Source organism: uncultured Allobosea sp. (assembly GCF_945957345.1).
In the GTDB taxonomy this organism is placed as follows: domain Bacteria; phylum Pseudomonadota; class Alphaproteobacteria; order Rhizobiales; family Beijerinckiaceae; genus Allobosea.
Window position 1 is genome coordinate 35,653 of record NZ_CAMFKW010000026.1, and the last position, 25,249, is coordinate 60,901.

Below are 25,249 nucleotides of genomic sequence, written 5' to 3' on the forward strand. Positions count from 1 at the left end.
CTTTATTATTGTCAGTGGGTGCGAGTTAATGAACAATGTCTGAACCCGAGCAAACCAATGGCACGATCCAGGACCAATCTACAGCCGCCACCGAGCAAGCCTCTCGCGTATTCATACGTGCGCTTTTCGACGCCGGAGCAGGCTCGGGGCGAGAGCTTTCGCCGGCAGATTGAGCTGGCGCGCGCCTATGCGGCCAAGCATGGCCTGCATCTTGACGAGAGCTTCCGCGACGAGGGTGTGTCCGCCTTCAAAGGCCGCCACCGCGATGAGCGCGCAGCGTTGGGCGCTTTCCTAAGGCGCGTGGAAAGTGGCGACGTCGCTAAGGGGTCGTATCTCCTTGTCGAGAGTCTCGATCGCTTGTCACGCGAAGAGGTCGTCGATGCGCTGGAGCTGTTTCTGGGCCTGACCCGGAACGGCATCGTCATCGTCACACTGGCCGACCAGCGGGTCTATTCGCGAGCGAGCCTGCGTGCCGACCAGACGCAACTGATCATCAGCATCGTTGTGATGTCGCGCGCTCACGAAGAGAGTGCGATGAAGTCCAAGCGCGTCTCCGATGCCTGGGCAGCCAAACGCCAACGTGCCGCCGATGAGCGGCAGGCGATGACGGCGCGCTGCCCCGCCTGGCTCGAGCTCGTCGGTGGGCCGAGATCCGGGCGCTATGTCGAGATCCTCAAGCGCGTCGAGATCGTCCGAAAGATGTTTGCGGACACGATCGCCGGTATCGGACGCCGCACGATTCAAAAAGAGCTGAACGACAAGGAGGTGCCGACCTGGGGCATCGGCAGGAAGCGCAGCCAGTTCTGGCATGACAGCTATATCGCAAAGATCTTGTCGAACCCGGCCGCCTATGGACGCTATGTCCCGCGCGGCAAACTCGCCGGTGGTTCGGATGCTACGGCGGAGGCGCCGATCGACGGGTATTTTCCGGCAATCATCGACGAGGCGACCTTTTGGGCGGCACAGGCTGCCTCAAAATCTCGCGGCTTCGGCAAGGGCACGCCAGGTCGCCGCAAGAACCTTCTGTCGAAGCTCGTGCGCTGCGAGGCGTGCAGCAACAACCTTGTCTTCATCGACAAAACGGTTCGCGGCGGCGGTCACAAGCTCAAATGCGGCCGTGCACATGCGAGCGCCGGCTGCGATCACCGGACGATGTACGACTACAAGCGCGTCGAGCTCGCGGTGGTGTTCGGTCTGGGCCAGCGCCGCAAAGGCCTGATCGCGGCAGCCACCGACCGGCAGAGCCAAGCAAAAGCCGCGCTCTCGGCGGCGCAAGCCCGCCGCGACGACCTTGAGCGTCAGCTCGACAATCTGATCCAACTCGTTCAGGCGTCCGGTGGCGGCAGCCGCCTCGGCAAACAGGTCCAGGCGCTCGAAGCCGCAGTCGACGCGGCCGACGATGAGATCGTGGCGCTGGACCGAGCTTTCCGACAATCACAATCCGCCGATGTCGATAGCGCGACCGAGGGACTGCAGGCGGTCTACGACAGGCTCAGCGCCGATCCCGACGATTTAGCCATCCGCGCCGCCTTTCAGCAGCGCCTTAAGCTGCTGGTCGATCACGTTGTACTCGGCCCGAACGGATTTGTCGTGACCCACACCGACGGCTCGACCTCGAGCACAAGTTTCGCCGGTCCAGACCGTTAGCGGCGACGCTGCAAATCCGCATTGCCGATGTGCTCTAACGGCATAAACTGAGCCGATCTACCCGAGACCGGCTGCGCATTGCCGGCTCGAAGCCCGCAATGGTGGGCACTCTACTCGCCGTCGCCGCTGTCGGTCTTTGGTTTTGCGCGGATACCGACGCCGCGCCCGTTCTCGAACAGGAACTCGACGCCTTGCTGTTCGAGGGCGGTTTGCAAGTCGCGAAGCGTGCGGTCGTGGGGGAGGCGGTCGCCTCCTTCAAAATGGCTGATCGTGCGCTTCGATACGCCTGTCAGATCGGCAAGATCCTGTTGCGACAGACCCAGCCAACCCCGCGCAGCGCTTATTTGCTGCCTATTAACCACAGTTGTACTTCAAAATTGCAATTGTGCATTTTATGAGCACAATGATTCCCGTGGACACGCCGTCCACGAGAGGAACCTTACGCCATGCATCATGCAGCCTCCAGCCCTGTTTCCGCCGTCGTCCCCGCCATCCCCACGGCCATGCCGGTCTCGCCGCCGCGCGCCTTGCCGGCCAATCTGCTCGCCCGGATCGAGAAGGCGGTGTCGGGCGCGGGTTCGGCCGAGTTCGCGGTCGATCCGCTGCTCGGCCACAGCCTCAGCGCTGTGACGTCGTTCCTGACCTCGGTGGTCAAGCGCTCGGGCGCGGTGATCGAGGACGCGCTCTATGCCGCACTGGTGCGCAATCGCCGTTTCCTGGTGATGCAGCAGGTGCGCATCCCGATCACCAGGGCGGCCGAGATGTATGTCCAGGAGAACGGTCCCGGACGCGTCGGCGAGCTCGCGCTCGCCAGCGACGGCGCGACCGTCCGGGTCGGGCATTTCGACATGATCGTGATCGACCAGCAGCGCTCGGTCGCGATGGTGATCGAGATCAAGAGGGGCTCCGGCATTACCGAGAGCAAGAAGCGCAAGGCGACCGAGCGCGATCTCGCCTGCGCCAGGCTCCAGCTCGCCTCCTATCTGCGCACGCTTCTGGGCATCAAGTTGAAGCACTATCGCTGCCACGTCATCGACTTCTACGGCCGGTCGGGGTTCCGCGACGAGCTGACCGTGACCCGCGAGGGGCTCGACAACCTGTTCGGCGTGCCGGTGATCCCGACCATCGACGCGGCGCTTTCCGCGCTCGAGGCCAGGATGGTCGCGCGCGTGCCGCCGATGCTGCAGATCGCGCAGGAGCGGCTCGCCGACCGCACGGCCGAACCCGTGCCCCGCCGCGCCGGCCGCGGCGCGCTGGCAATTCTGAGCGGGCGCCAGGCTGGTCCGGCCCTCGCGCTGAGCCCGCCCGCCTGATCTGACGGCGGCGCTCGCCGCCGCCGGCCTTCGTCTTTACCTCACCTTTGACCCGACGCCGGCCCCGTGCCGGCGATCGCTGGAGCTCGCCCCAATGACCGCCGCCATCCTTGCCCATCCCGCCACGACCCGAACCATGCCGCACGTAGCCATCGCCGCCTCGGCTTGCGAGGTTGGCGGCTCGGCCCCGCTGCTGCGGCTCTGGCGCAGCGTGCCTGCCGACGCGATCGCCGATCGCGACCGGGTCGAGCTGCGCGCTCTGATTTGCGCCGTCACGCCGCTTCGGGTCGAGCACTGGCGCGAGGCGCTCGCCGGCGACCCGGCCGCCGCCGTCGCTGCGGCGCTGAAGCTGTCCGGGCTCGACGTGCTCGACACCCCGCGCCACGACCTCGTGATGTCCTTGGTCCTGCTGCACGCGCTTGCCGGCTCGGATGCAGCGCGCACGACGCTCGCCTTCGTGTTGCAGCGCCGGCGCTATCTCGGCGAGGATGTCGAGCGGCTGATCGCTTCCTGGCGCAGGAGCGACCGCTCCGCGATCCGCCGCGCCTCCATCAAGGCTCTCATGGAGGCCCTGTCATGAGCGCCGACACCACTGCCGACGACGACGCGTTCATCACCGGTATCGACAGCCTGTCGGATAACGGCAGGGATGTCGCCACGACGCCATTGATTCCGCTCGACCTGCTCGCGCTGATCGCCTGGCACGAGGCCGGAGGCCCGCGCCTGATCTCGCGGATGAAGCGTGGCCAGGCGGTCTTGATCAAGACCCCCTCCGAGATCTGGTATGATCCGATCAAGGCGATCGTCGATCGCGAGAAGACCGGCGCGATCGTCTTCGAGGGCAAGCGCAAGGGCGGCGACAAGAAGCCGAGCGATGCCTTCGTCGTCGATCTCCTGCAGGACGGGCGTGGCGTAGTCGGCCTCAGTGTCGATGCCGGCCTGCTGCCGCCGCTGCTGCGCACCAGCGCCGATGCCGAGCTGATCATCCCGGCGCTGAGCCCCGCTTTGGTCCGCCGGGCGATCGCCGGATTTTTTGGCAAGCGCAGCCCGGTCGTGAAGCCGGACGACATCGCCGGCCTCGACCTGATCGAGATCGCCGCCGCGATCCGGCCGTCCTCCAGTCCGCAGGCGAGCCTGCGCCGGCTGCGACAGGCGAGCGCGCGCAAGGCCGCGCCCGACGCGATCGACGACACGCCCTTGCTTTCCGAACTCTCAGGCCTCGGCGAAGCAAAGGATTGGTGTCTCGATCTCTGCGCCGCGCTCGATGAGGCTCGCGCCGGCACGATCTCTTACGGCGAGATCGAAAGCGGCATCTTCTACGGGCCGCCCGGCACCGGCAAGACCCTGCTCGCCCGCTCGCTCGCCAGGAGTGCGAGGGTTCCCCTCGTCGCGACCAGCGTGCCCGACTGGTTCATGCGCAAGACCGGTCATCTCGGGGATGTCATTCAGCAGATCGACGAAGTCTTTGCCCAGGCGCTCTCGCTAGCGCCGAGCGTCCTCTTCCTCGATGAGATCGACGCCTTGCCAGATCGTGCCGTCGCCGATGCCCGGTCGCGGGAGTGGTGGGCAAGCGTCGTGTCGGCGCTTCTCACCCGGATCGATGGATGCCGTGCCGCCAAGCGCGGGGTCGTGCTCCTGGCCGCGACCAATTTCCTGTCGCATCTCGACGCGGCGCTGACGCGGCCAGGCCGCTTCGACCGCAAGCTGCACGTCCCGCCACCCGACACCGCAGGCCTCGCCGCCATCCTTCGTTCCCATCTAAAGGGTGATTTGGCGCAAGCCGATCTTCTTCCGCTCGCCCGCCTGATGCCGGGCGCGACCGGCGCCGACATCACCGCGATCGTCAAGGCGGCGCGTCGCCTCGCCCGCAGCGAAGGGCGCCCGCTCAACCTCGCCGATCTCCACCGCGCCATCCTGCCGGCGGACGGGCGCAGCGAGACCGAGCGCCGCCATGTCGCGATCCATGAGGCCGGCCATACCGCAGTCGCGCTCGCGCTCGGGTTCGAGGTCGCGCGGGTCTCGATCCGCAGCGAGGGCACGGCAGGCGGCGTAACCGAACACGCGATCCCGAGCGTCTCGACGCTCGCCGACATCGAGCGCCGCGTCCTCGTCCTGCTCGCCGGCCGCGCCGCCAACATGGCGGCCGGCGCCGCGCCCGACACCGGCGCCGCCAGTGATATCAGCGAAGCGACGAGGCTGCTCACCGCAGCCCAGGTCAGCTTCGGGCTCGGCGACGGGCTCGTTGCCCGCACCAGCCCGGACGGCGCACTCGCACTGGTCGGGCGCGATCTTGCGCTCGCCAGTACCGTCGACGTCCGGCTCAAGAGCCTGATGCGGCAGGCGCATCAGCTCGTCGCCAGCGAGCGCACCCTGATCGAGGCGATCACGGAGGCCCTGATGCGCCAGCAGGTCGTCGATGGCGATGAGCTCGCGGCGATCGCCAATCGCAGAGACGGCGATGCGGACGGGCTTGGCTCTGCCGCCTCGCCGGCGGTAGCGACTGCAAGGCCCTGACGACATGTTGGTCAGCAACCACGCGCGTTGCCGTAGGCGCCCGAGCCGAATACCTGCTCGTGACCGCCCGGACATCCCAGTGGCGGGCGAGCTGGCACACCGTCGCACATCCACACATTCGCGATTGCCGCGCCATGGCGCGAACTGTCCCTCCCGATGGAGACGCTGATGTCACGCCGCAAGCATGCCGACTGGCAGGCCGAGATTTATGACAAGCACGCCGGCTGGCTCGCCGGCACCCGGCCGCATATGGCAATCGGCGACGGCTGGGCGGATGTCGTCTCAAGGTTGTTCGATCGGATTTCTCAGGCGCTCGCCGGCGAGCCATCATCGACCAAAATCGTCATCATCGACATCAAGGAAAAATATGGCGAACTTCGTGTTGAAATCTTCGCCCCCGTAGGGCCTGAGACCGAAGCAGCGATCGATCAGGCGATCCTGCTCGCCGAGTTGCGTTCCGAATGCACCTGCGACGAATGCGGCGCAGCCGGGCGGATGAGGTCGACCCTTGGTCAATCCGCCTGGCTCGCCGTCAAGTGCGATTATCATCAAAGCGGCTATCCCCGGACAGTCGGGGAGAGGTCCCCAAAGCGTCGAATCAAGGATCGCTTTGGCCTCTTCGAGATCACCTACGACAGGGCCGCAGACAGCATCGCCAAGATCAGTGTCGCGGAGCGTTGAGAGGCAGAATAAAGCTCGATCTCGCTTCCTGGAACCATGCAGCGGCCGCAGCGCGTTGCAGGCCACCGCCGACAGGTGGAGGCCGGGCCGAGCCAGCTGATTTTACCACCGCTTGCGCGCGCTGCAGCCGGCCCGCCGCGGATTCAGCTCTGTAGCCTGTAGCATGTAGCCTACACCCTACAGGCGCTACATGGATCGGAGGGGGCTGGAGCGGTGAGTTAACCGCTCGATCGGGCGCGCCGTCAGTCGAACTTGGACGGCGGCGTGAATCGTGGTAATGTGTGTTATACATTCCTCAAACGCGAGCCACAACCGCCATGCCGACCGACGACGACCAGCCCGAGATCAACCCGCCGCCCTTCACCGAGGGTCCCACCGAGGACGAGCGCGTCGAGGAGCGCCACGTTCATGCCGCCTGCGACGCGTTGAACGCGCAGGGCAAGAAGCCGACCCATGACGGCATCCGCGAGCTCTTGGGCAAGGGCTCCTACACCACCATCACCGCGTTCCGCGCGACCTGGCGGCCGAAGTCGCTCGATCTTGCGCCACCCTTGCCGGAGAAACTGATCGAGACCGGACATTCCTTCGCGGCCGAGTTCTGGCGCGAGGCGGTGCTTTTGGCTAACGGCCAGCTGGTGCAGGAGCGCAAGGCGGCCAGGGAGATGCTTGACGAGGCGCAAGGCGCGATCCGCGCGCTCGAAGCGCAGGTCGAGGTCGGCGAGGCGAGGCTTGCCGAGGCGCGCGGCAAGCTCGAGGAGGCGGCCGGCAAGCTGCGCGCCGCCCATCACCAGCAAACCGAACTGCGCGACAAGATCGTCCGTTGCGAGGGCGAGCTCAAGGTGCTGCGCCCGCTGATGGAGCGCCTGCAGCTTTCGGCCGGCGCGGGCGATGCCGGGGCTGCCGGCAGTCCGTGACGATCAGGCCGCGAAGCGCGGCGGCGCGCGGCCGCGCTCGATCGCGCGCGTCAGCCGCATCGCCTCGAACCGAACCATGCGCTCGACCGATGCCGGCCGCGGCTGCCGCTCGCTGAAGGTTCCGACCAGCCCGCCGCCGCCGCGCCTGCCATGCTCGGCGCGGCCATAGCGCGACTGGCTGCGGATGCTGCAGTGGCCTGCGCCGGCGGCGACCATCTCAGCGTTGGGAAGCGTCACCTTCCCGTCCGCGATGCACTGCGCGCGAAACGAGTTCGGCGAGACATTGCTGAAGCCGAGCCTCGCCGCGATCCGGCCGACCGCCTTGCGCAAGCCCTCCGTGCTCTCGACCGCGATCTCGATCGCGCCGCCGGCCTCGTCGCACATCGTTGCAAGATGCGCCGCCGGCGCCCCACCCTGCGCGATGGCGACCGTCACGCCCGACATGCTCAGCCCGTATTTGCCGCCATGGCTCTTCTGCGCGATCGTGAATATCTCCAAGAGCCCGTCGCGCTTGATGACCCTGACGCCGGGCGAGTACTGCTGGTCCCGGATGGTCTCGGCATACTCGCCGACGCGGCAGGTCGACAGGCACATCGCCGCGATCGCGGCCTTGTAGGGGCTGGTTTCCGGCGTCGCGGCGAAGACCTGCTCGCGCCAGTCGGCCGGCTTGTCTTTCAGGCTGTGCTTCTTCGAGCCGGCGCCACGGCGGGGCGCGTCCGGCTTGGCGCGGAACGGCGAGGCGGCGCGGTAGTCCGGATCGGCGCAGGGCGGGTGCGCCAGGATCGCCGGTTCGACCCGATCGAGGTAGAGCGCCAGCGCCTCCGCGGTCAGGCTCGCAGCCTTACGCTCTCCGGCGCGCGACCGCGCTTCGAGGTCGGCCTTCAGCCGCAGCAGGGTCTCGCGGGCGCAGAAGTGCAGCGCAGCCCGTGCCCGGTTGTAGCTCGCCGGACAGGCGCAGGCCATCGGGTCGTAGCAGCCCGCCCGGCGCATCCGCTCATGCACGCCACGGTACTGGCGCATCGTCCCTTCGGAGGGGGTTCTCTCGGGCAGCAGCGCCAGCAGACGCTCCATCCGGGCATGGGTTTCGACAAGGCTCGTCATGGCTGACCTCGACCGACGCCGCTGGGCGCCCCTTATTATCGGACGGTCGTTATCATCGAATCAGACGGCGCAAGGGACAATGGCCTGGCTCCACCGTCCGCGCGAGACCGACCTGACATCCTGGCCGGCGCCGATCCCGAAACGTCCCGTGGTCGATGCGATGACATCGAAGCTCAGCCCGTTGCGATCCCTGAACGCCTCGTAGGACGCCAGCGCGCCGGGCTCCGCCAGGACCATCAGCGCCTCGCTCTGCCGGCTGTGAAAATGGGCCCGCAGGCACCAGTCGACCCGCCGCCCATCGTAGCGCTCGCGGTCGCCGTAGGGGCCGACGATGATGACGAAGACCGGCCATCGTGGATGAACCCACCAGCAAAGATCGAACGGGACCGCGAACCCGCCGACGACATAGCGTTCGACCTTGCCGCCGATCGCCGCAAAGCTCGCAGCGACCGCCTCCCGAAAAACCTGGTCAGCTCGCCTGTCCGGGCTCGGCTGATCGGCGCCGCTCGAACGCGCCGCCCGCTCCGCCTGCGCGATCGCGCGCACGCTGAGCTCGCCATCCGCCACACGCCGCGCCGCCACCAGCGCGCCCTGCCGATCGTGCCGTTGCCAGCGCGCGATGAACTCGACCGACGCCATCGGCGCGAGCCTAAGCCGCGAGCCCAGTTCGCCGGGGCCGTCGAAGTCGTCGCGCAGAAAACGCACCGCAGCCGCTTCGCGCCGCAATGTCTGCGCCGCAACGCCAAGCGTCGCGGAAAGCCCCGCAATCACCCCGTCACGCTCGCCATAACGCGCAACAGAAACCGCAGCCAATGTCGCCTCGCCACGTTCATGCCAACCCGTCGTCATCATACCTGGATATATGAGATCGGTACGAAGTTCATCTAAGGCCTATGGCTGCCGAAGTTCGCGTCCGCGCAGGTTGTGTAATTTCGGGGAGCGCTTCCCGTGGAAACGGCAGTGGAGAATCCGCTGCGTTTTTGGCCTGAGCCGGTGTGGGCACCGGGCCCGTTTGAGAAGGTGGAGTTGCGAGACTTCGACCTGACCGAAACGGAGAACCGATGACCGAGGACAGATTAGCGCTTGCCGAGCTTTCCGCGAAGAGCGGCGACCCTGATTTTCTGCGGACGATTGCCGAGAGCGTGCTGCAACTGATCATGGAGGCCGATGTCGATGGCCTGATCGGGGCCGGGCGCTACGAGCGCGGCGAGGCCCGGCAGGCCTGGCGCAATGGCTACCGAGACCGGACGCTCGACACCAGGCTGGGCAAGCTGAACCTGAAAATCCCGAAGATGCGCAGCGGAGCCTACTTCCCCGGCTTCCTGGAGCCGAGAAAGAAGGTGGAGAAGGCGCTGGTCGCCGTCATCCAGGAAGCCTGGATCAACGGCGTCTCGACCCGCAAGGTCGATGAACTGGTGCAGGCCATGGGGATGACGCGCATCTCGAAATCGTCGGTGTCGAAGCTGTGCCGCTGGAGTGTGGAGGAGAAGCGCGTGGTCGTGGCCGAGGCGCTGTCGAGCGGGAACGTGATCGCGACGGCGAAGCGCCATGGGATCCAGGCTCAGCAGATCTACCGGGGGCGCAAGCGGATTGGTGAGCCGCAAAGTGCGACCGCGTTTCTGCCGGTGTCGATCGCGTCAGATTCCGTGTCGCTCAGTCCGGCACCGGTGCTGGATCAGAGCAGTCAGGATCACAGTCCAGCAGCAATGCTGGATCGCCCGCAGCGGGTCGAGATCGTGTTGTCCGCTGGTCGGCGCGTCATCGCCGAGGGCGGCGTCGATGTCGATGTGATGCTCAGGTTGGCGCGAGGCCTCGAGGCGCTCAGGTGATCCCGGTCCCTGTCGGCGTGAAGGTTTGGCTGGCGACGGGCCACACCGATATGCGCAAGGGGTTCGCCTCGTTGGCGCTGGTGGCGCAGGAGGTTCTGAAGTGTCCGCCGTCAGCGCCCTTGAGACAGTTTAGGGGTTTTCGGGAAGGGGGATTTCTAGATCATCGCAGCCATTCAGGAGCGCAGATGAGACAGAAATCCGGGCCGGAGAAAGCACCGGCTGAGCAGGGAGCGACGCGGCGGCAGTTTTCGGCGGAAGAGAAGATCCGCATCGTGCTGGAAGGGGTGCGCGGCGAAGAGAGTATCGCCGAACTGTGCCGACGCGAGGGCATCGCCGCGTCGATGTATTACGGCTGGTCGAAGGGGTTTCTCGACGCCGGCAAGCGCCGGCTGGCCGGCGACACGGCACGGGCGGCGACATCTGACGAGGTCAAGGAACTGCGCCGCGAGGGTAAGCGCCACGCCAGCACCCTATGGATTAGGGGTTGAGGATTTCCGGAAGCGCCACGGCATGAGATCTTCGACGCCGCTTTGCGGGTGGCCGTTGATGATGGCGTCGAGGGTTTCAGCGATATAGGCGACGGGATTGACGTCGTTGAGTCTGCATGTGGCGACGAGGGATGAGAGCAGCGCCCAGTTTTCCGCCCCGACCTCGTGGTCCGCGAACAGGGCGATTTTCCGGGTCAGGCAGATTGGCCTGATCGCGTTTTCGACCGGGTTGGTGTCGAGCTCGAGGCGGCCATCGTCGAGGAAGCGGGTGAGCTCTTCCCAGTGGGCGAGCCCATAGCGGATGTCTTCGGCCAGCCTGGAGCCGGAAGAGATCATCGAGAGTTGCTTCTCGAACCACGGCTTGAGGGCGGCGATGATCGGCGCGGAATGCTCCCACCGGGCGGCGAGCCGCAGTTGCGGCGCTGTCCCGCGAACCGTTGCCTCGATGGCATAGAGCGCCGCGATCTGGCGGATCGCCGCTTCGGCGATCGGCGATTTGGTGTTGCGCGCGAGCTTGGCGAAGCGCCGGCGCAGGTGGCTCCAGCAAGGGACTGTTAGGATTTCCGTGTGCGGGCGGCGGGTTGAACATCAGGCCGCCATGGCCCTTGTGAAGCGCTCGCCGAAGATGACGGCGAACTGGGCCTTGGCCATGACCCACTCACGGGGCGCCATCTTCCACTCCTTTTCCGAGCGGTTCAAGACAAGGAAGAGGAGCTTCATCGCGGCCTCGTCGGTCGGAAAGTGACCTCTGGCCCGGACCGCGCGGCGCAGCTTGGCGTTCAGGGCTTCTATGGCGTTCGTAGTGTATAAGATGCGCCGGACGTCGAAATGAAATGCGTAGAACGGCACGACCTCGGTCCAGGCGCGCCGCCAGCTCTGGGCGATGGCCGGATAGCGGCGGCCCCAGAGGCCGTCCTCGAAGGCGCCTAGCTCAGCTTCGCCAGCTTGGGCGTCGACGGCGCGATAAATCATCTTCAGCGCGGCGGCGACGGGCTTGCGATCCTTGTAGGATACGAAGTCGAGGCTGTGGCGCAGCAGGTGAACCACGCAAGTCTGGACCATGGCCTCCGGGAACACGGCCCGGATCGCGTCGGGAAAGCCCTTCAGCCCGTCGACGACGGCGAGCAGGATATCCTCGACGCCGCGGTTGCGCAGCTCGTTCATGACGCGCAGCCAGAACTTCGCGCCTTCGTTTTGCTCCAGCCAGAGGCCGAGAATCTCCTTGGCGCCGTCGGCGCGCACGCCGAGCGCGATGTGGACGGCCTTGTTGCGGACGATGCCCTCGTCGCGGACCTTGACGCGCAGGGCGTCGAAGAAGACCAGCGGATAGACCGGTTCCAGCGGCCGCGCCTGCCAGGCGGCGATTTCCTCCAGCACCGCGTCGGTCACGGCGCTGATGAGATCGGGCGAGACTTCGATGCCGTAGAGCTCGCGCAGATGCCCGACGATCTCCCGGGCGCTCATGCCGCGGGCGTACATCGACACGATCTTGTCGTCGAAGCCTGGGAACCGGCGCTGGTATTTTGCGATCAGTTGTGGATCGAAGCTCGCCTGTCGATCGCGCGGGATCTCCAGCTCGATCCGGCCGGTCTCGGTCGTCACCGTCTTGCGGCCGTAGCCGTTGCGGCTGTTGCCGGCCTCATCGCCCGCCAGGTGATGATCCATCTCGGCGTTCAGGGCCCGCTCGGCCAGGGCCTTCTTCAGATCGTCGAGCAGGCCATTGGCATCGAATGCCGTCTTGGGATCGGCGCCGGCCAGCAACTGGTCCAGGAGCGCGTCAGGAATGCGGGGAGCTTTGCGTCGTGCCATCGGGAACCTCCTTCGGGTCCATTATGGCCGCCCGCACACGGAAATCCTGACAGTCCCGATCAGGCTTGAGGTCAGCGACAGGTCGCGCAGAAGGTCCATTCGGATCAGTCTCGCAACCACGCGCCCGGCCGATCCTTCGCAGCCGTGTAGCCGCCGGCAAAGCGAGCTAGCCCCCGAAGACTCTCGTAAATCCGCTTTGCCGTATGGCGCTGCTTCACAGGTGCCGTCCGGTCCTGCTCCAGGATCGCGTTGATCAACTTCAGCAACGGGCCCAGCTTCGGCTTCTCGACCGGCTTCGGCCGCACATATCCCGGCGGCCTCGAGAACCGGCACATCTTCACGATCGTCTCGCTGCTCTGCTCGAACACCCGCGCCGCCTCCCGGCGGCTTATCCCCTGAGTGAAAACGAAATCCGGAACCGCCGCGTAGACCTCAAACATCCCCGCCGACCCCGAAAAGGGATCAGCCTATCCAGTGGGCGGGTTTTATGCCGCCCGCGCCAGCACAAACGCCGGCGCTTCCCTGGATGGTTTTCTCTCCGCCGTGCACAACAGGCAGAAAGCCCGCAAAATCCAAAACCGGCGCAGTCGCTTGCTCTGCAATGCTCCTCCTTCCTTTCGGAAGAAATCTTTGGTCGTGCGAGACAAGTCCAAGGATCAGAGTGAACGTAGAGTTGGCGGCCAGATCGCCCGAACCGGCTCTCTTGGAGGCCCAACGGTTAGTGCATTTTGGAGAACCGGAGGGAGAGCTTCTTGACCAAGGCCGGGGCGGCGTCCAGCCGCCCCACCGCAATGCCGTTCCAATTTTTCAGCAAGGGAGCACGCAGGTTTCCAATGAAGCTGCGTTCAGCATCGTCCATCGGAACCAACGTTTCGATGACCGCCGCCGTCACGACTTGCGCGCCACGCGAATTGCCATCGTCGATCTTCAGGGCAACACCCAGTCCAAGCTCCGGCAGGGCAGCGCAAAACACCCCTTCCGCCCCGGATTTGCAAAACACGCGGAGGCCGAACTGCTCCATGACCTGCGTGCCGAAACGGCCAGTGCCGGCCGTCATAAACGGCGCGCGCGCGACCGCTTCGCGCAGTCGGGTGGCTGCCTGCGCCTGGTCGGGACCGAGCCCCTGCCCCGTCGCGATACGGGCAAAGCCCAGCGCAATGGACGATAGCGGCATCGCATAGGTCGGGATCGAGCATCCATCGGTGCCGACCGGCGCCTTCGCCAGATCGACGCCCGTCGCGGTTTGCAGGGCATGGCCAACCTCGCGCATTACGGGATGATCGGCGCCGACATAGCCGCGCAGGTACTCGCGCGTATCATGCCCCAACGAACGCGCCATGATGCAGCCCAGGCAGACGAAGCCGGCATGTTTCCCCGAGCAGTTGTTGTGCAAGGCGCTCGGTTCGCCCCCATCGCATGACAAGGCACGGGCCGCAGGCTCATTGCTCGGCCAATGCGCGCCGCATTCGAGGGAGCCGACATCCACCCCGGCTTTGGCCAGCATGGCGGAAGCGGTCGCGACATGGCGAGGCTCGCCGGTATGGGAGGCACAAGCGATTGCCAGTTCCTCGTCGCTCAGCGCCAACGCATCGGCCGCGCCGCTGGTCACCAGGGGCAGCGCCTGCATCACCTTGACAGCCGAGCGCGGAAAGATCGGCCGCTGGATTTCTCCCAGGGAAAACACGACCTTGCCGCCGGCATCGACGATCGCCACCGCGCCCGTATGAGCCGACTCGACATGCTGACCACGCCAGGCTTCGACCAGAACCGGATTCATTTTTGTCGTCTTTCCCTGCTACCGCGCCCAAATCCCTCAGCGCAGCATGTATGACATGGCCGAGAGGCTGTTCAGGACGCGGATCGCCGATGCCATGCTCTCGACCGTGAAGCGCAGGGTCACGCCGTCGATCCGTTCGAGCGTCGGCCACAGGCAAAACAGATCGGCGAGGGCCGTCGTCTGGACCTGCAGCCGGCACTCGATCGGCGCGGCTATGCGCATGGGCCGCAGGGCGGCTCGCTCACCGAGCGCCAAGCGCGCGGCCGTCGCAATCGCCTCGCAGGATTGCTGCTGAGACAGGGAGACGCCGCTGCCCTGACCGTGCGCCGACTTGGTCTGCACCCAGCGGGTGCCGGGCAAAAGCCCCTGGTTTTCTGCGATAAAGACGTCGTCGCCAGCCGCCATAAGCACCGGCACGTCCATCTCGCCGGCCAGCGCGCCGTAGAGACCAGCCTCGCCGAGCTCCTGTCCGTTGATGAACACGCGGGAGAATGCGAATCCGTTGATCGTATGCGCCAGGATACCGCGCCCCTGCGCCCGCGAGTGATAGCCGACGAGCATGACACCGTCGCAGCCCTCCTCAAGGCCGCCCATCATGCCGAGCCGGCGCGGCTTGCCCTGCACGACGCGCACCCGCGGGTCGAGCTGATGGGACAGGATATTGCGGAAGCCGCCATGGGAATCATTGACGATGACCTCGGTCGCGCCACCATCGAGCGCGCCGATAGCGGCGGCGTTCGCCTCCGCCGTCATCCAGACGCGGGCCCGTTCGTATTCCGGGTTGCCGGGCCGCGCCTGCTCGGCGTGAAAGACGCCGGCAACACCTTCGATATCGGTCGAAATCAGAATCCGCATGAACTTCAAACCTCCGGGGCAGTGGTCGCCGACGCCGTTTTCACCGCAACTGGTCGACCTTTGGATCGAGCGCGTCGCGCAAGCCGTCGCCGAGCAGGTTGAATGCGAGCACGGTCAGGAATATCGCCAATGCCGGGAATAGCGCGATATGCGGCGCGGTCACCATGTCGGCGCGCGCCTCATTGAGCATGGCGCCCCATTCCGGCATCGGCGGCTGTGCGCCCATGCCGAGGAAGGACAGGCTCGCGGCGGTCAGGATCGAGGTGCCTATCCGCATCGTCGCGTAGACGACGATGGGCGAGATTGTGCCCGGCAGGATATGGCGCCAGATGATGGTGAAATCCGACGCACCGATGCTGCTCACAGCCTCGACATAGGTCCTGTGCTTCAGCCCCAGCGTCGTGGCGCGGACCAGGCGGGCAAAGGTCGGGATGCTGAATATGGCGACCGCGACGACGACATTGACGATGCTGGAGCCCATGATGGCGACGATGCCGATCGCAAGCAGCATGCCGGGAAAGGCGAACAGCACGTCCGACAGGCGCATCGTGATGCGGTCCCACCAGCCTTCATAGTAGCCGGCGAGCAAGCCGAAGACGGTGCCGACCACGGCCCCCAACAGGACCGAAAGCAGCCCCGCCGTCAGCGAGATCCGCGCGCCCATCAGGATCCTGCTGTAGATGTCACGCCCCAGAGCGTCGACGCCGAACCAATGCGCTGCAGAGGGCGGCGTGTTCAGCGCATCGTAATCAAAGGAATACTCGGCATCGTAAGGAACGATCCAAGGAGCCAGGACAGCGGCCAGTATCAGCAGCACGATAAAGACCGAAGCCGCCATCGCCATGCGCTGCTTGCGGAATTTACGCCAGAATTCGTTCAGCGGCGTACGAACGCGCTTGGGGGAGGAGGTGGAGACAGGAGTGTCCATCGCGGTCATCGGACCCTCACTTGTAGCGAATGGTGGGGTTGATCAGACCGTAGAGCACATCGACGATCAGGTTGATCAGGATGAACTCGAGCGAAAAGAGCAGCACGAGACCCTGTATGACGGGATAGTCGCGCATGTTGACGGCATCGACCAGCAAGCGCCCCAGACCAGGCCAGTTGAACACCGTTTCCACGACGATCGAGCCGCCGAGCAGAAAGCCGAACTGCAGGCCCATCATCGTCACGACGGGTATCAGCGCATTGCGCAATGCGTGGTGGCCGACCACGCTGGGTTCGCTCGCGCCCTTGGCCCGCGCGGTGCGGACATAATCCTCGTGGATCACATCGATGAAGGAAGAGCGCGTGAAGCGGGCCATCACCGCCGCGACAGCCGTGCCCAGCGTGATCGAGGGCAGGATGTAATGGCGCCAGCTATCGGCGCCGACCGTCGGCAGCCAGCCCAGATTCACCGAGAATATCTGCATCAGCAGCATGCCGAGCGCGAAATTAGGAAAGGAGATACCCGACACCGCAGCCGTCATGCCGGCACGGTCCGGCCACCGGTTGCGGAACACCGCTGACATGATGCCGACCAGCATCCCCAGCACCACCGACCAGGCCATGCTGGTCAAGGTTAGCAGCATCGTCGGCATGAAGCGGGTGCTGATCTCGGTCGTGACCGGCAGCTTCGTGCGCAGCGAGACGCCCATATTGCCCTGCGCCAGGTTCAGGACATAGGTCAGGAACTGCTCCGGCAGCGGCCGATCGAGTCCCAGTTGTTTGCGCACCAGCTCGACCGTCTCCAGATTGGCATCCGGGCCGGCCGCAAGCCTCGCGGGATCGCCGGGCATCATGTGGACGAATAGGAACACCACAAGAACCACGATCATTAGCGTCGGCAGCATGCCCAGCAAGCGCTTAAGGAGATAACTCGGCATCACATGTTCCAGAGTGGAGAAGCTTGGATATTCAGCAACTCGGAAGTGGATCGCTCGCGGGCGCCCCAGCTCACCAGAAAACCCGCGAGCAAGGACATCATTTCATTTCGATGTCGGCATAGGACAGCCCATTATCGGGCATGACATAGACGCCCGAGAGCTTCTTGTTACGCAGATAGACGTTGTTGGCGGTGTTCAGGAAGACCCACGGTGCATCCTTCCAGATCTGCTCCTGAACAATTTTGTAGATTTCGGCCTTCTCCTCACGCTTCGTGACGCGCAGAGCCTTGGCGATATTCGCATCGACCACGTCGTTCTTGTAATACGCGGTGTTGTTGAGCTGCGGCGGCCAGGCCTCGGACGCCAGCAACGGGCGCAGCGCCCAATCCGCTTCGCCCGTCGAAGCCGACCAAGTCGCATAGAGCATGCGTACGCCGGCCTGTTTCGGGTCCGGGGCCTGAGAGACACGCTGGACACGCTGGCCGGGTTCCAAAATTTCGAGGCTGGCCTTGATACCAACCTGAGCGAGCTGCTGCTGCAGGAACTGCACCGATTTCGCCGAGGTGCTGTCGTTATAGGCCGACCACAGGGAGGTTTCGAAGCCGTTGGGATAGCCGGCCTCCTTCAGGAGCTCGCGCGCCTTGGCGGGGTTGTACGGCCATGGGCCGGAGACATGGGCAAAGTCCACGCCCTTCGGCACAACACCGTCCATAAGCTGCGCATGCCCGGCATAGACGACCTTGCCGAACGCTTCCTTGTTGACGGCATAGTTGATCGCGTGGCGGACGCGAACATCGTCGAAGGGCTTCTGCAAGACGTTCATGCTGACATAGCGAACGCTGATCGACGGCGCGTCGATCACGTCGACCTTGCCTTCATCCTTGAGCTGCTGCGCGCGTTCGAACGGCACGGGGAAGCCGAAATGGGCCTCGCCGGTCTGTACCATTGCGGTGCGGGTATTGGCGTCCGGTACCGGACGGAAGGTCAGCGTATCGACCTTCGGGTAGCCCTTGCGCCAATAGCCGTCGAATTTCTTGACCTTGAGATAGTCGGTCTGCTTCCACTCCACGAACTGGAAGGGGCCCGTGCCGACCGGGTTGAAGCCGATGTCCTTGCCGAATTTCTGCAGCGCAGCGGGTGAGATCATCATCGCCGACGGGTGGCCGATCGCGTTGATGAAGGGGGAGAAGGGCTCGGTCAGCGTGACCTTGACCGTCGTCGGGTCCACGACCTCGGTCTTCGCGATGCGGTTGAACTGGTTGTAGCGGGCAAGCCTGTTGTCGCGATTGGAGGCCCGATCAAAATTGACCTTGACCGCATCCGCGTTGAAATCGGTGCCGTCGTGGAACTTCACGCCCTGGCGCAGCTTGAAGGTATAGACAAGCCCGTCGCTGCTAACCTCATGGCTCTCCGCAAGCAGCGGAACGAGAACGAGATCCTGATTGAACCCGTACAAGCCCTCGTAATAGGCCCGGCCGGCCGATTGGGTTCCGGTCGAATTGGTGTTGTAGGGGTCAAGCGTCTCGAAGGCCTGGCCAACGGCGAACACGACATCGCCGGCAGCGAGAGCGACGCCGGGCGCCGCCAGGGAGACGGCGAGGATGCTGCCCAGACACAGGGTTCGCCAGCCGCGCGGCAGTACGAAATTCTTCATTCTTGGATCTCCTCTGAAGATGGTCGAAACGCAGGCGATACGGCGGGGCCGGGAGCATGGGCGGAGAGCCCGTCTCTCCCGGCTGTTAGTAGAGTTTGCCAATCCGGTGGCGGGCGACGAAATGGCCCGAGGCATCGACCGCGACGAGCGGTTTCACCACCGGCTGGTCGTCGATCTTGCGGATTGGGCTGGGAATTTCATCGACCTGGAGTTCGCGCCGGCGGCGACGGCGCGTCGGATCGGCAATCGGCACTGCGGCCATCAGCTTCTTGGTATACGGGTGTTGCGGGTTCTCGAAGATCGCACGCCGCGGGCCGATTTCGACGATCTGGCCGAGATACATCACCGCCACCCGGTGGCTGACACGCTCGACGACCGCCATATCGTGCGAAATGAAGACGAAGGCGATGCCGAGGTCGCGCTGCAGATCGAGCAGCAAATTGACGATCTGCGCCTGGATGGAGACATCCAGCGCGGACACGGATTCGTCAGCGATCACGACCTTGGGGTTGAGCGCGAGCGCGCGGGCGATGCAGATCCGCTGGCGTTGACCGCCGGAGAATTCGTGCGGATAGCGCTGCGCCATCTCGGGCAAAAGGCCGACCTTTTCCAGCAGCCAGGCCACGCGCTCCTCCGCCTCCTTGCGCGAACAGACGCGGTGGATCAGTAGCGGCTCCAGGATCGAGAAGCCGACGGTCAGCCGCGGGTCGAGCGAAGCGAAGGGGTCCTGAAAAATGAACTGAATATTCCGCCGCAGCATCTGCATCGCCGGCCCGGAGAGTGTGCTGATATCGTGACCGCCGAATTCGACCGTACCGCCCTGCGTCGGCACAAGACGCAGCAGGGAACGGCCCGTCGTCGACTTGCCGCAACCGGACTCGCCGACAAGCGCCAGAGTTTCGCCGGGATAAAGGTCGAAGCTGACCTGCTCCACCGCATGGACGCGACGCCTGACCCGCCCGAAGAGTCCTTCGCGCAGATCAAATCGGGTCACCAGATCGCGCACCCTCAGGACCGGCTCCGCGGCTTCGGGCACAGTGCGCTGGCTTGCAGGCTCCGGCGGCCTCGCCTGCGCCTCGATCTGGACAAGCGGAAAGGGCGCTGGATCGGTCGTTCCCCGCATGGCCCCGAGCTGTGGCACCGCGGACAGCAGCGCCTGCGTGTAGCGATGTTGCGGCCGTGCGAACACGGTTTCAGACGCGCCCTGCTCGACAGCGCGGCCGCGCCACATCACCAGCACCCGATCGGCCACCTCGGCAACCACGCCCATGTCATGCGTGATGAAGATCACGCCCATGCGCAGATCATCCTGCAGCGAACGGATCAGGCCCAGGATCTGGGCTTGGATCGTGACGTCGAGCGCCGTCGTGGGCTCGTCGGCAATCAACAAGCCCGGCCTGCATGACAGGGCCATGGCGATCATCACGCGTTGCCGCATGCCGCCCGATAGCTGGTGCGGATAGCGGCCCGTCACCGAGCGCGCATCGGGAATGCGCACGAGATCGAGCATACGCAGGGCCTCGGCCTTGGCCGCCGACCGATCCATGCCCTGATGCAGCCGGATCGCCTCGGCGATCTGGTCCCCGGCCGTGAAGACCGGGTTCAGCGAGGTCATAGGCTCCTGGAAGATCATCGCAACGTCGGCGCCACGAATGCCACGCATCGTCGATGGATTTGCCTTGGCCAGGTCTAGCGTCGCACCGTCCCGCCGTCGCAGCAGCATGCGTCCGCCTGCGATCTGTCCGCCGCCATGTTCCACCAGCCGCATTAGCGCCAGCGACGTGACCGATTTTCCCGAACCGGACTCGCCGACGATCGCCAGCGTCTCGCCATGATCGACATGGAAGGACAAGTCGCTGACGGCTGCGATCGCCCCCTCCGACGTCCCGAAACAAACGCTGAGATCGTCGACCTGTATGACGCGATCGGACGGGAGCGATTCAATACCGATATTCATCCCGATACACTCATTGCCCACATCGTGGCCTGCCACGCAGGAAATCGACGACCAACCGACCTACCCGCCGTCCTGTCCGCGGAAGGGCTCCACGGCAGAGGCGAATAGAACCCCCACTCCTGCACGCCTCTGAACAACGTGTCATTTCATATGTGAAACCGTACCCGGATGCGGCGGCCACTTGTCGCGATCGACTATAACCGCTTGTAAAGTGTGCGGATCCGAGAACTGGCTAAGTTGACGCATAGTGGGTTTCCGCCTTGGTTATGCCGCGGTCGGGATTGGCAGCAGTGCGTTGAAGTAGGCTTGGTTCGGAGTCTGGCGTCAGTACGGGATACCCTGCCGCAGGGGGACGAGGCTTTCGTGGTCGTACACGCTGAAGCTCCGGTCAGCGAACGGGCGGGGCGAACTGATAGCCGCCCTGGGTCCAGAGGCGATTGGGCCCACGTGCAAGTTTCAAGGATGACCCTTCACCGAGGTTGCGATCGAAGCTCTCTCCGTAGTTGCCGACGGCCGATACCATCCTGACAACCCAATCATTGGTCACGCCCAGCAACTCGCCAAACTTGCCCTCAACGCCAAGGAGGCGGCGGATTTCGGGATTGTCGGATTTCTTCATGTCTTGGACATTGGCGCGCGTCACCCCGAGTTCCTCGGCATTGAGCAGGGCAAACACGGTCCAGCGAACAAGGTCCAGCCATTGATCATCGATGTTCCGGACCCATGGCCCGACGGGTTCCTTCGAGATGATTTCGCCGAGAATGACGTGCTGATCAGGCTCCTTCAGTTTCGAGCGATATGACGCGAGGACGGAAGTATCATTGGTCACCGCATCGCAGCGGCCCGAGGTGTAAGCGTTGAAGGCCTCCTCGGAGCCGACAAACGCGACAACCTCGTACTTCATGTTCCGCGTCCGGAAATAGTCGGCGAGGTTGAGTTCCGAGGTGGTCCCCTGAGAGACGCATATCGACGCGCCTTCCAGCTCTTTCACGCCCGATATGTTGAGCTTTTTATTCACCATGAAGCCCTGGCCATCATAATAATTGACGGCCGTGAAATTGAGGCCAAGACCGGCGTCGCGGCCGAGCGTCCACGTCGCCTGTCGGGACACCAGGTCGACTTCGCCGGTCTGGAGGACGGTGAACCGATCCTTGGTCGCGACCGGGACAAACTTCACCTGCATGGGGTCGTCGAAGATTGCCGCCGCCACAGCCCGGCAGATGTCGATATCGAAACCTTCCCACTCACCCGCGGTGTTTGGCAAGGAAAAGCCAGGAACGCCTTGGCTCGTCGCGCAGATAAGTTGGCCGCGGCTCCTCACGCGTTCCAGCGTCGATTGGGCGCAGGCCTCCGAGGCCGACAGGCCGATCAATCCTGCGATGCAGGTCGCGACAAATGCCTTGATAGTCACTAATCCCTCCCATTTGATTGGCGTTTTCGCCTTTATTCCGAGATGTAGCCTTCAGAAATCTCGGTGAATGCAGCTAGTTTCGCGTCTGCATCTGGTGCCTGAACCGCCAATGCAGTCGATAGCGCTTCGACGAAAGCCATTGCCGGTACCGACGAGGCGGCGTGGAACCGATCATCTGACGGTAGGACAACCGGAAGTGTCGAAACTGCAATCAGAGGCGAAAGCAGATTGTCGGTGATGCCGACGACACTGGCGCCCCGCGTGAGCGCTGCTTTTGCCAAGTTGACCGTATCGCGAGAGTAGCGCGGCAGAGTGATTGCGATGATGAGGTCACCGGGGCCAATTGCATGCAGGCGACGCGCAGCATCCTCGGCTCCGCCGGCCGTGGCACACTCGCGTAGATCGTCCACGAGAGGCTCCAGCATATGGGCGGCCAGGCGCGCTATCGCGTTGGACGTCCCAAATCCGAGGATGTAGACCCGCTTCGCTGACCTGACGGCATCCGCCACCGCCGTAAAGACCTGGCCTCCGACGACGCTGGCCGCTGACTGCAAGTTGTCCGCAGCCTCGGTGAAAGCCATGTAGCCCGGGTTGGTGACAGGAGCAGCGCGTCCAGATTTCAGCTTGTCTTCAGGCTTCAGGATCCGCCGGACTTCGGCGAAAAGAGCCTGCCGGAAATCGCTGTAACGCTCAAAACCCAATTGCCGAGCGAACCGATTGGCAGAGGCGGTCGATACGCCCGCGGTTTTGGCCAGCACGTCGATTGCCGCAGTCGCTGACTCGAATGGGTCCGTGAGGACCACCTCCGCAAGTTTCTGCCCAGCGATCGGCATGTCCACCCGGAGGCTGGAGATGCGCTGGAACAGCATCGAGTCATCTTGCGAATGAATTTTCATACAAGATCGATGATTGAAAATTATTTATCTGTCAATTGCTCCGTGTGTTTTCATCTCGGGTTGCAAGACAAGTATCCGTGTTGGTCAAGCGTGGCTCGTGGTCCATCGACGGCGGTCGCGGATGAGGGCATTGGCCATCACGATGATTTTCCGCATGATCGCGGTTAGGGCGACCTTCTTCTCCTTCCCGGCCGCGATGAGCGCTTCGTACTTTCTTTTGAGATCGGGGTTGAAGCGTGCCGCGGCTATTGCCGGGAAGTAGAGCGCTTGTCGCAACGTGGCGCGACCGCCTTGGATGCGTTCTTTGCCCTGCCATTTGCCGGACTGGCGGGCGACAGGTGCCAGTCCGGCCAGGCTCGCTGCCTGCTTTCCCTCAAGCTCCCCGAGCTCCGGCATCTCGATAATGAGCGCTATGGCGGTGACGTCGCCGACGCCGGGTATGCTGCGCAGGATGGCAAGGCGCTCCGCCAGCCCACCCATAAGACAAGAAGGTGGAGCCATGACGAGCAAGACGACGAACAAGTTCTCGCCTGAGGTGCGTGCCCGCGCGGTGCGGATGTTGCTGGATCACGAGGCCGAGCATCCGTCGCGCTGGGCGGCGATCACGTCGATTTCGGGCAAGATCGGTTGCACGGCGCAGACGCTGAACGAGTGGGTGAAGAAGGCAGAGGTCGACAGTGGCTGTAAGCCCGGCCTGACGACGGACATGGCGGCCAAGCTCAAGGCTCTCGAACGCGAGAACCGCGAGTTGCGTCAGGCCAATGAGATCCTGCGTAAGGCATCGGGGTATTTTGCCCAGGCGGAGCTCGACCGCCCGTTCAAGCGATGATCGCTTTCATCGATGATTACCGAAGGATCTATGGGGTCGAGCCGATCTGCAGGGTGTTGCCGATCGCCCCGTCAACCTACCATGCTCATGCCTCGCGGCGTGGCGATCCTACCAAATTTTCGAACAGGGCGAGGCGCGATGCCGCCCTGTTGACCGAGGTCAAACGGGTTTTCGACCAGAACTTCCAAGTCTATGGCGTGCGCAAGGTCTGGCGGCAGATGAAGCGAGAAGGACACCAACTCGCTCGCTGCACCGTGGCGCGCCTGATGCGTAGAGCGGGTCTGCACGGTGTGATCCGCGGCAAACCCATGCGCACCACGGTGGCCGACAAGGCGGCACCGTGCCCGCTCGATCATGTGAACCGGGTCTTCCGTGCGCCAGCACCGAACATGCTTTGGCTCTCGGACTTTACCTATGTCAGCACCTGGTCGGGCTTCGTCTATGTCGCCTTCGTCATCGACGCCTACGCCCGCCGCATTGTTGGCTGGCGCGTGTCGCGGACCGCGCATGCCAGCTTCGACCGACAGCAGCCTGCGCACGTGGGGCCTCAAGCTCCGGGAGAGGATTGGCTTCAAACGGGCTGCCGTGGCCGTGGCGCGCAAACTGGCGGTCATCATGCATTCGATGCTCAAGACGGGGGAGTTCTTTCATCGAAATGCAGGGGTCACAATGTGAGATCTGGCAAATAGCGCTCAAGATCTGAGCGTTTGAGGCGTCCCTGCCGGGACGTGAGCCGAGCCATTCCGCGGATGGGGTTGCACCGCTGTCTCAGCAAAGTGCGTCGTCCACATTGAAGGCTCGCCCGCGAAGCTCCATCATGCGGCGGCTGATGCCAACCGCGAAGACAACCCTGCACCCGGCAAACACGTCTCCAAGATCGCAAGCGCCTTGACTGCATATCGGCGATTAGACAACCCCATCAGTTCAGAAGCAGCTCAAGGGCAAGGTCAAGGAGCAGTGGGGCAAGCTGACCGATGACGATCTCGACGTCATCGCAGGCAAGCGCGATCAGCTCGAAGGCAAGATCCAGGAGCGCTACGGCATCGAGAAGGACAAGGTGAAGACTGACTTCGACACCTGGTACAATCGCCAGACATGGTGATTACCGACGGCTGAGCCCCTCGCTGCCCAGCGTGTGCTCGCAGCGTGAGAAAGCCCGGCCCTTTCCAGTGGGGCCGGGCTTTCGCGCGTTAAGGGCCGGGCATTGTGTTGAGAGCCTGTGAAACGGTGAAAGCTCTGGCGCACCCAAGCCTATGCCGGCAGAAGGTCGACCATCACCGGCGCGTGGTCGCTCGTGTGCTCCCAGCCTCGCGGCGACCGTTGGACCTCAGCGGATTTCAACCGCGGCGCCAGGGTCGGGCTAAGCAGGAGGTGGTCGAGGCGAAGGCCGGCGTCGCGTTCGAACGAGTTCCGCCACTACTTCCAGAACGTGTAGATGCGCGCTCTCGGGTGAAGGTGCCTGGAGTGAAAACTTCGGCCGCCCGTGTCGGGCGCCGTCACGCGGATTGACGGCCGCCCCGGTTGATTGGCAAGGCGAACGAGCGCTCCTTCCAGGTTCCGGCGAAACGACCGCACAAGGCTGTCGCGTGGAACACCGGCGAGTTGCGCGAACGGTGCCGGCCGGCGGCGGCCACGCAGTGGAAATCATGGAGGATGCCTGTATCCACGCGCAGCCCGTGATAGCATTCGTGCGCGGCGGAAGCACCGCG

The 25,249-nt window shown here is 64.3% G+C and carries 20 protein-coding genes, 7 pseudogenes and 1 other annotated feature; of the genes and pseudogenes, 11 read left to right on the top strand and 16 right to left on the bottom strand.

Annotated features, from left to right (window positions below):
- Positions 1 to 117 precede the first annotated feature (117 nt).
- Positions 118 to 1,647: a recombinase family protein gene (locus Q0Q36_RS14250; RefSeq protein ID WP_293798853.1), complete on the top strand. Its 1,530-nt coding sequence runs from the start codon at positions 118 to 120 to the stop codon at positions 1,645 to 1,647.
- Positions 1,648 to 1,757: 110 nt separating this feature from the next.
- On the opposite strand, the gene Q0Q36_RS14255 is transcribed toward Q0Q36_RS14250, so the two are convergent.
- A complete protein-coding gene (locus tag Q0Q36_RS14255; protein ID WP_293798854.1) occupies positions 1,758 to 2,009 on the bottom strand; it encodes a helix-turn-helix transcriptional regulator in 252 nt (83 codons plus the stop codon).
- A gap of 84 nt (positions 2,010 to 2,093) precedes the next feature.
- Between Q0Q36_RS14255 and Q0Q36_RS14260 the strand changes: the two genes are divergently transcribed.
- From Q0Q36_RS14260 to Q0Q36_RS14280, 5 genes are all read left to right on the top strand, one after another.
- Positions 2,094 to 2,960 carry a hypothetical protein gene (locus Q0Q36_RS14260; protein ID WP_293798855.1) on the top strand — a complete coding sequence of 289 codons (867 nt, stop codon included), beginning with the start codon at positions 2,094 to 2,096 and terminating at the stop codon, positions 2,958 to 2,960.
- A 94-nt stretch (positions 2,961 to 3,054) separates the two neighbouring features.
- Positions 3,055 to 3,540 (top strand): hypothetical protein, encoded by a 486-nt coding sequence (locus Q0Q36_RS14265; protein ID WP_293798856.1) that lies wholly within the window; start codon positions 3,055 to 3,057, stop codon positions 3,538 to 3,540.
- Positions 3,537 to 5,474 carry an AAA family ATPase gene (locus tag Q0Q36_RS14270; protein WP_293798858.1) on the top strand — a complete coding sequence of 646 codons (1,938 nt, stop codon included), beginning with the start codon at positions 3,537 to 3,539 and terminating at the stop codon, positions 5,472 to 5,474. Before Q0Q36_RS14265 ends, Q0Q36_RS14270 begins: the two co-directional genes overlap by 4 nt.
- 168 nt (positions 5,475 to 5,642) lie before the next feature.
- Positions 5,643 to 6,155, top strand: coding sequence for a hypothetical protein (locus Q0Q36_RS14275; protein ID WP_293798859.1), 513 nt, complete (start codon positions 5,643 to 5,645; stop codon positions 6,153 to 6,155).
- Between the two features lie 317 nt (positions 6,156 to 6,472).
- Entirely contained in the window at positions 6,473 to 7,069 is a 597-nt protein-coding gene (locus Q0Q36_RS14280; RefSeq protein WP_293798861.1) for a DNA-binding protein, read from the top strand.
- Between the two features lie 3 nt (positions 7,070 to 7,072).
- On the opposite strand, the gene Q0Q36_RS14285 is transcribed toward Q0Q36_RS14280, so the two are convergent.
- Positions 7,073 to 8,170 carry a hypothetical protein gene (locus tag Q0Q36_RS14285; RefSeq protein ID WP_293798862.1) on the bottom strand — a complete coding sequence of 366 codons (1,098 nt, stop codon included), beginning with the start codon at positions 8,168 to 8,170 and terminating at the stop codon, positions 7,073 to 7,075.
- Between the two features lie 60 nt (positions 8,171 to 8,230).
- Complete coding sequence (locus Q0Q36_RS14290) at positions 8,231 to 8,983, bottom strand: hypothetical protein (RefSeq protein WP_293798863.1); 753 nt, start codon at positions 8,981 to 8,983, stop codon at positions 8,231 to 8,233.
- 248 nt (positions 8,984 to 9,231) lie between these two features.
- Between Q0Q36_RS14290 and Q0Q36_RS14295 the strand changes: the two are divergent.
- Together Q0Q36_RS14295 and Q0Q36_RS14300 are read left to right on the top strand one after the other, a co-directional pair.
- Positions 9,232 to 9,642, top strand: a pseudogene (locus tag Q0Q36_RS14295) (transposase); the annotation flags it as partial.
- A 542-nt stretch (positions 9,643 to 10,184) separates the two neighbouring features.
- Positions 10,185 to 10,448, top strand: a pseudogene (locus Q0Q36_RS14300) (transposase); the annotation flags it as partial.
- 21 nt (positions 10,449 to 10,469) lie between these two features.
- On the opposite strand, the gene Q0Q36_RS14305 reads toward Q0Q36_RS14300, so the two are convergent.
- The 12 genes and pseudogenes from Q0Q36_RS14305 to Q0Q36_RS14360 all read right to left on the bottom strand — a co-directional run bounded on the left by Q0Q36_RS14305 (position 10,470) and on the right by Q0Q36_RS14360 (position 23,233).
- Positions 10,470 to 11,048 carry a transposase gene (locus tag Q0Q36_RS14305; protein WP_293798887.1) on the bottom strand — a complete coding sequence of 193 codons (579 nt, stop codon included), beginning with the start codon at positions 11,046 to 11,048 and terminating at the stop codon, positions 10,470 to 10,472.
- 27 nt (positions 11,049 to 11,075) lie between these two features.
- Positions 11,076 to 12,296 (bottom strand): IS256 family transposase, encoded by a 1,221-nt coding sequence (locus Q0Q36_RS14310; RefSeq protein ID WP_293798864.1) that lies wholly within the window; start codon positions 12,294 to 12,296, stop codon positions 11,076 to 11,078.
- Positions 12,297 to 12,402: 106 nt separating this feature from the next.
- Positions 12,403 to 12,736, bottom strand: a pseudogene (locus tag Q0Q36_RS14315) (IS21 family transposase); the annotation flags it as partial.
- Positions 12,737 to 13,014: 278 nt separating this feature from the next.
- Positions 13,015 to 14,073, bottom strand: a complete 1,059-nt coding sequence (locus tag Q0Q36_RS14320) for an asparaginase (protein WP_293798865.1) — start codon at positions 14,071 to 14,073, stop codon at positions 13,015 to 13,017.
- Positions 14,074 to 14,109: 36 nt separating this feature from the next.
- The gene (locus tag Q0Q36_RS14325; protein ID WP_293798867.1) at positions 14,110 to 14,928 is read right to left on the bottom strand and encodes a M55 family metallopeptidase; all 819 of its coding nucleotides are present in this window, start codon (positions 14,926 to 14,928) and stop codon (positions 14,110 to 14,112) included.
- 40 nt (positions 14,929 to 14,968) lie between these two features.
- Positions 14,969 to 15,865 carry a glutathione ABC transporter permease GsiD gene (gene gsiD / locus Q0Q36_RS14330; protein ID WP_293798868.1) on the bottom strand — a complete coding sequence of 299 codons (897 nt, stop codon included), beginning with the start codon at positions 15,863 to 15,865 and terminating at the stop codon, positions 14,969 to 14,971.
- A gap of 7 nt (positions 15,866 to 15,872) precedes the next feature.
- Positions 15,873 to 16,793: a glutathione ABC transporter permease GsiC gene (gene gsiC / locus Q0Q36_RS14335; protein WP_293798869.1), complete on the bottom strand. Its 921-nt coding sequence runs from the start codon at positions 16,791 to 16,793 to the stop codon at positions 15,873 to 15,875.
- A gap of 97 nt (positions 16,794 to 16,890) precedes the next feature.
- Entirely contained in the window at positions 16,891 to 18,447 is a 1,557-nt protein-coding gene (gene gsiB, locus Q0Q36_RS14340) for a glutathione ABC transporter substrate-binding protein GsiB (protein ID WP_293798870.1), read from the bottom strand.
- A gap of 85 nt (positions 18,448 to 18,532) precedes the next feature.
- Positions 18,533 to 20,404 (bottom strand): dipeptide ABC transporter ATP-binding protein, encoded by a 1,872-nt coding sequence (locus tag Q0Q36_RS14345; RefSeq protein ID WP_293798888.1) that lies wholly within the window; start codon positions 20,402 to 20,404, stop codon positions 18,533 to 18,535.
- A 388-nt stretch (positions 20,405 to 20,792) separates the two neighbouring features.
- Positions 20,793 to 21,785 carry an amino acid ABC transporter substrate-binding protein gene (locus Q0Q36_RS14350; protein ID WP_293798889.1) on the bottom strand — a complete coding sequence of 331 codons (993 nt, stop codon included), beginning with the start codon at positions 21,783 to 21,785 and terminating at the stop codon, positions 20,793 to 20,795.
- Between the two features lie 62 nt (positions 21,786 to 21,847).
- Entirely contained in the window at positions 21,848 to 22,711 is an 864-nt protein-coding gene (locus Q0Q36_RS14355) for a MurR/RpiR family transcriptional regulator (RefSeq protein ID WP_293798871.1), read from the bottom strand.
- 84 nt (positions 22,712 to 22,795) lie between these two features.
- Entirely contained in the window at positions 22,796 to 23,233 is a 438-nt protein-coding gene (locus tag Q0Q36_RS14360; protein ID WP_293798872.1) for a transposase, read from the bottom strand.
- Between Q0Q36_RS14360 and Q0Q36_RS14365 the strand changes: the two are divergent.
- The 3 pseudogenes from Q0Q36_RS14365 to Q0Q36_RS14375 form a co-directional block, all read left to right on the top strand.
- Positions 23,211 to 24,046, top strand: a pseudogene (locus Q0Q36_RS14365) (IS3 family transposase); the annotation flags it as partial. The gene Q0Q36_RS14360 and the pseudogene Q0Q36_RS14365 overlap by 23 nt on opposite strands.
- Positions 23,495 to 23,611, top strand: a sequence feature (AL1L pseudoknot). Its footprint overlaps the pseudogene before it by 117 nt.
- A gap of 19 nt (positions 24,047 to 24,065) precedes the next feature.
- Positions 24,066 to 24,215 (top strand): annotated as a pseudogene (locus Q0Q36_RS14370) (IS110 family transposase); the annotation flags it as partial.
- A 253-nt stretch (positions 24,216 to 24,468) separates the two neighbouring features.
- Positions 24,469 to 24,642, top strand: a pseudogene (locus Q0Q36_RS14375) (CsbD family protein); the annotation flags it as partial.
- A 149-nt stretch (positions 24,643 to 24,791) separates the two neighbouring features.
- Here Q0Q36_RS14375 and Q0Q36_RS14380 read toward each other — a convergent pair.
- Positions 24,792 to 25,001: pseudogene (locus Q0Q36_RS14380) on the bottom strand (exodeoxyribonuclease III); the annotation flags it as partial.
- Positions 25,002 to 25,249 lie beyond the last annotated feature (248 nt).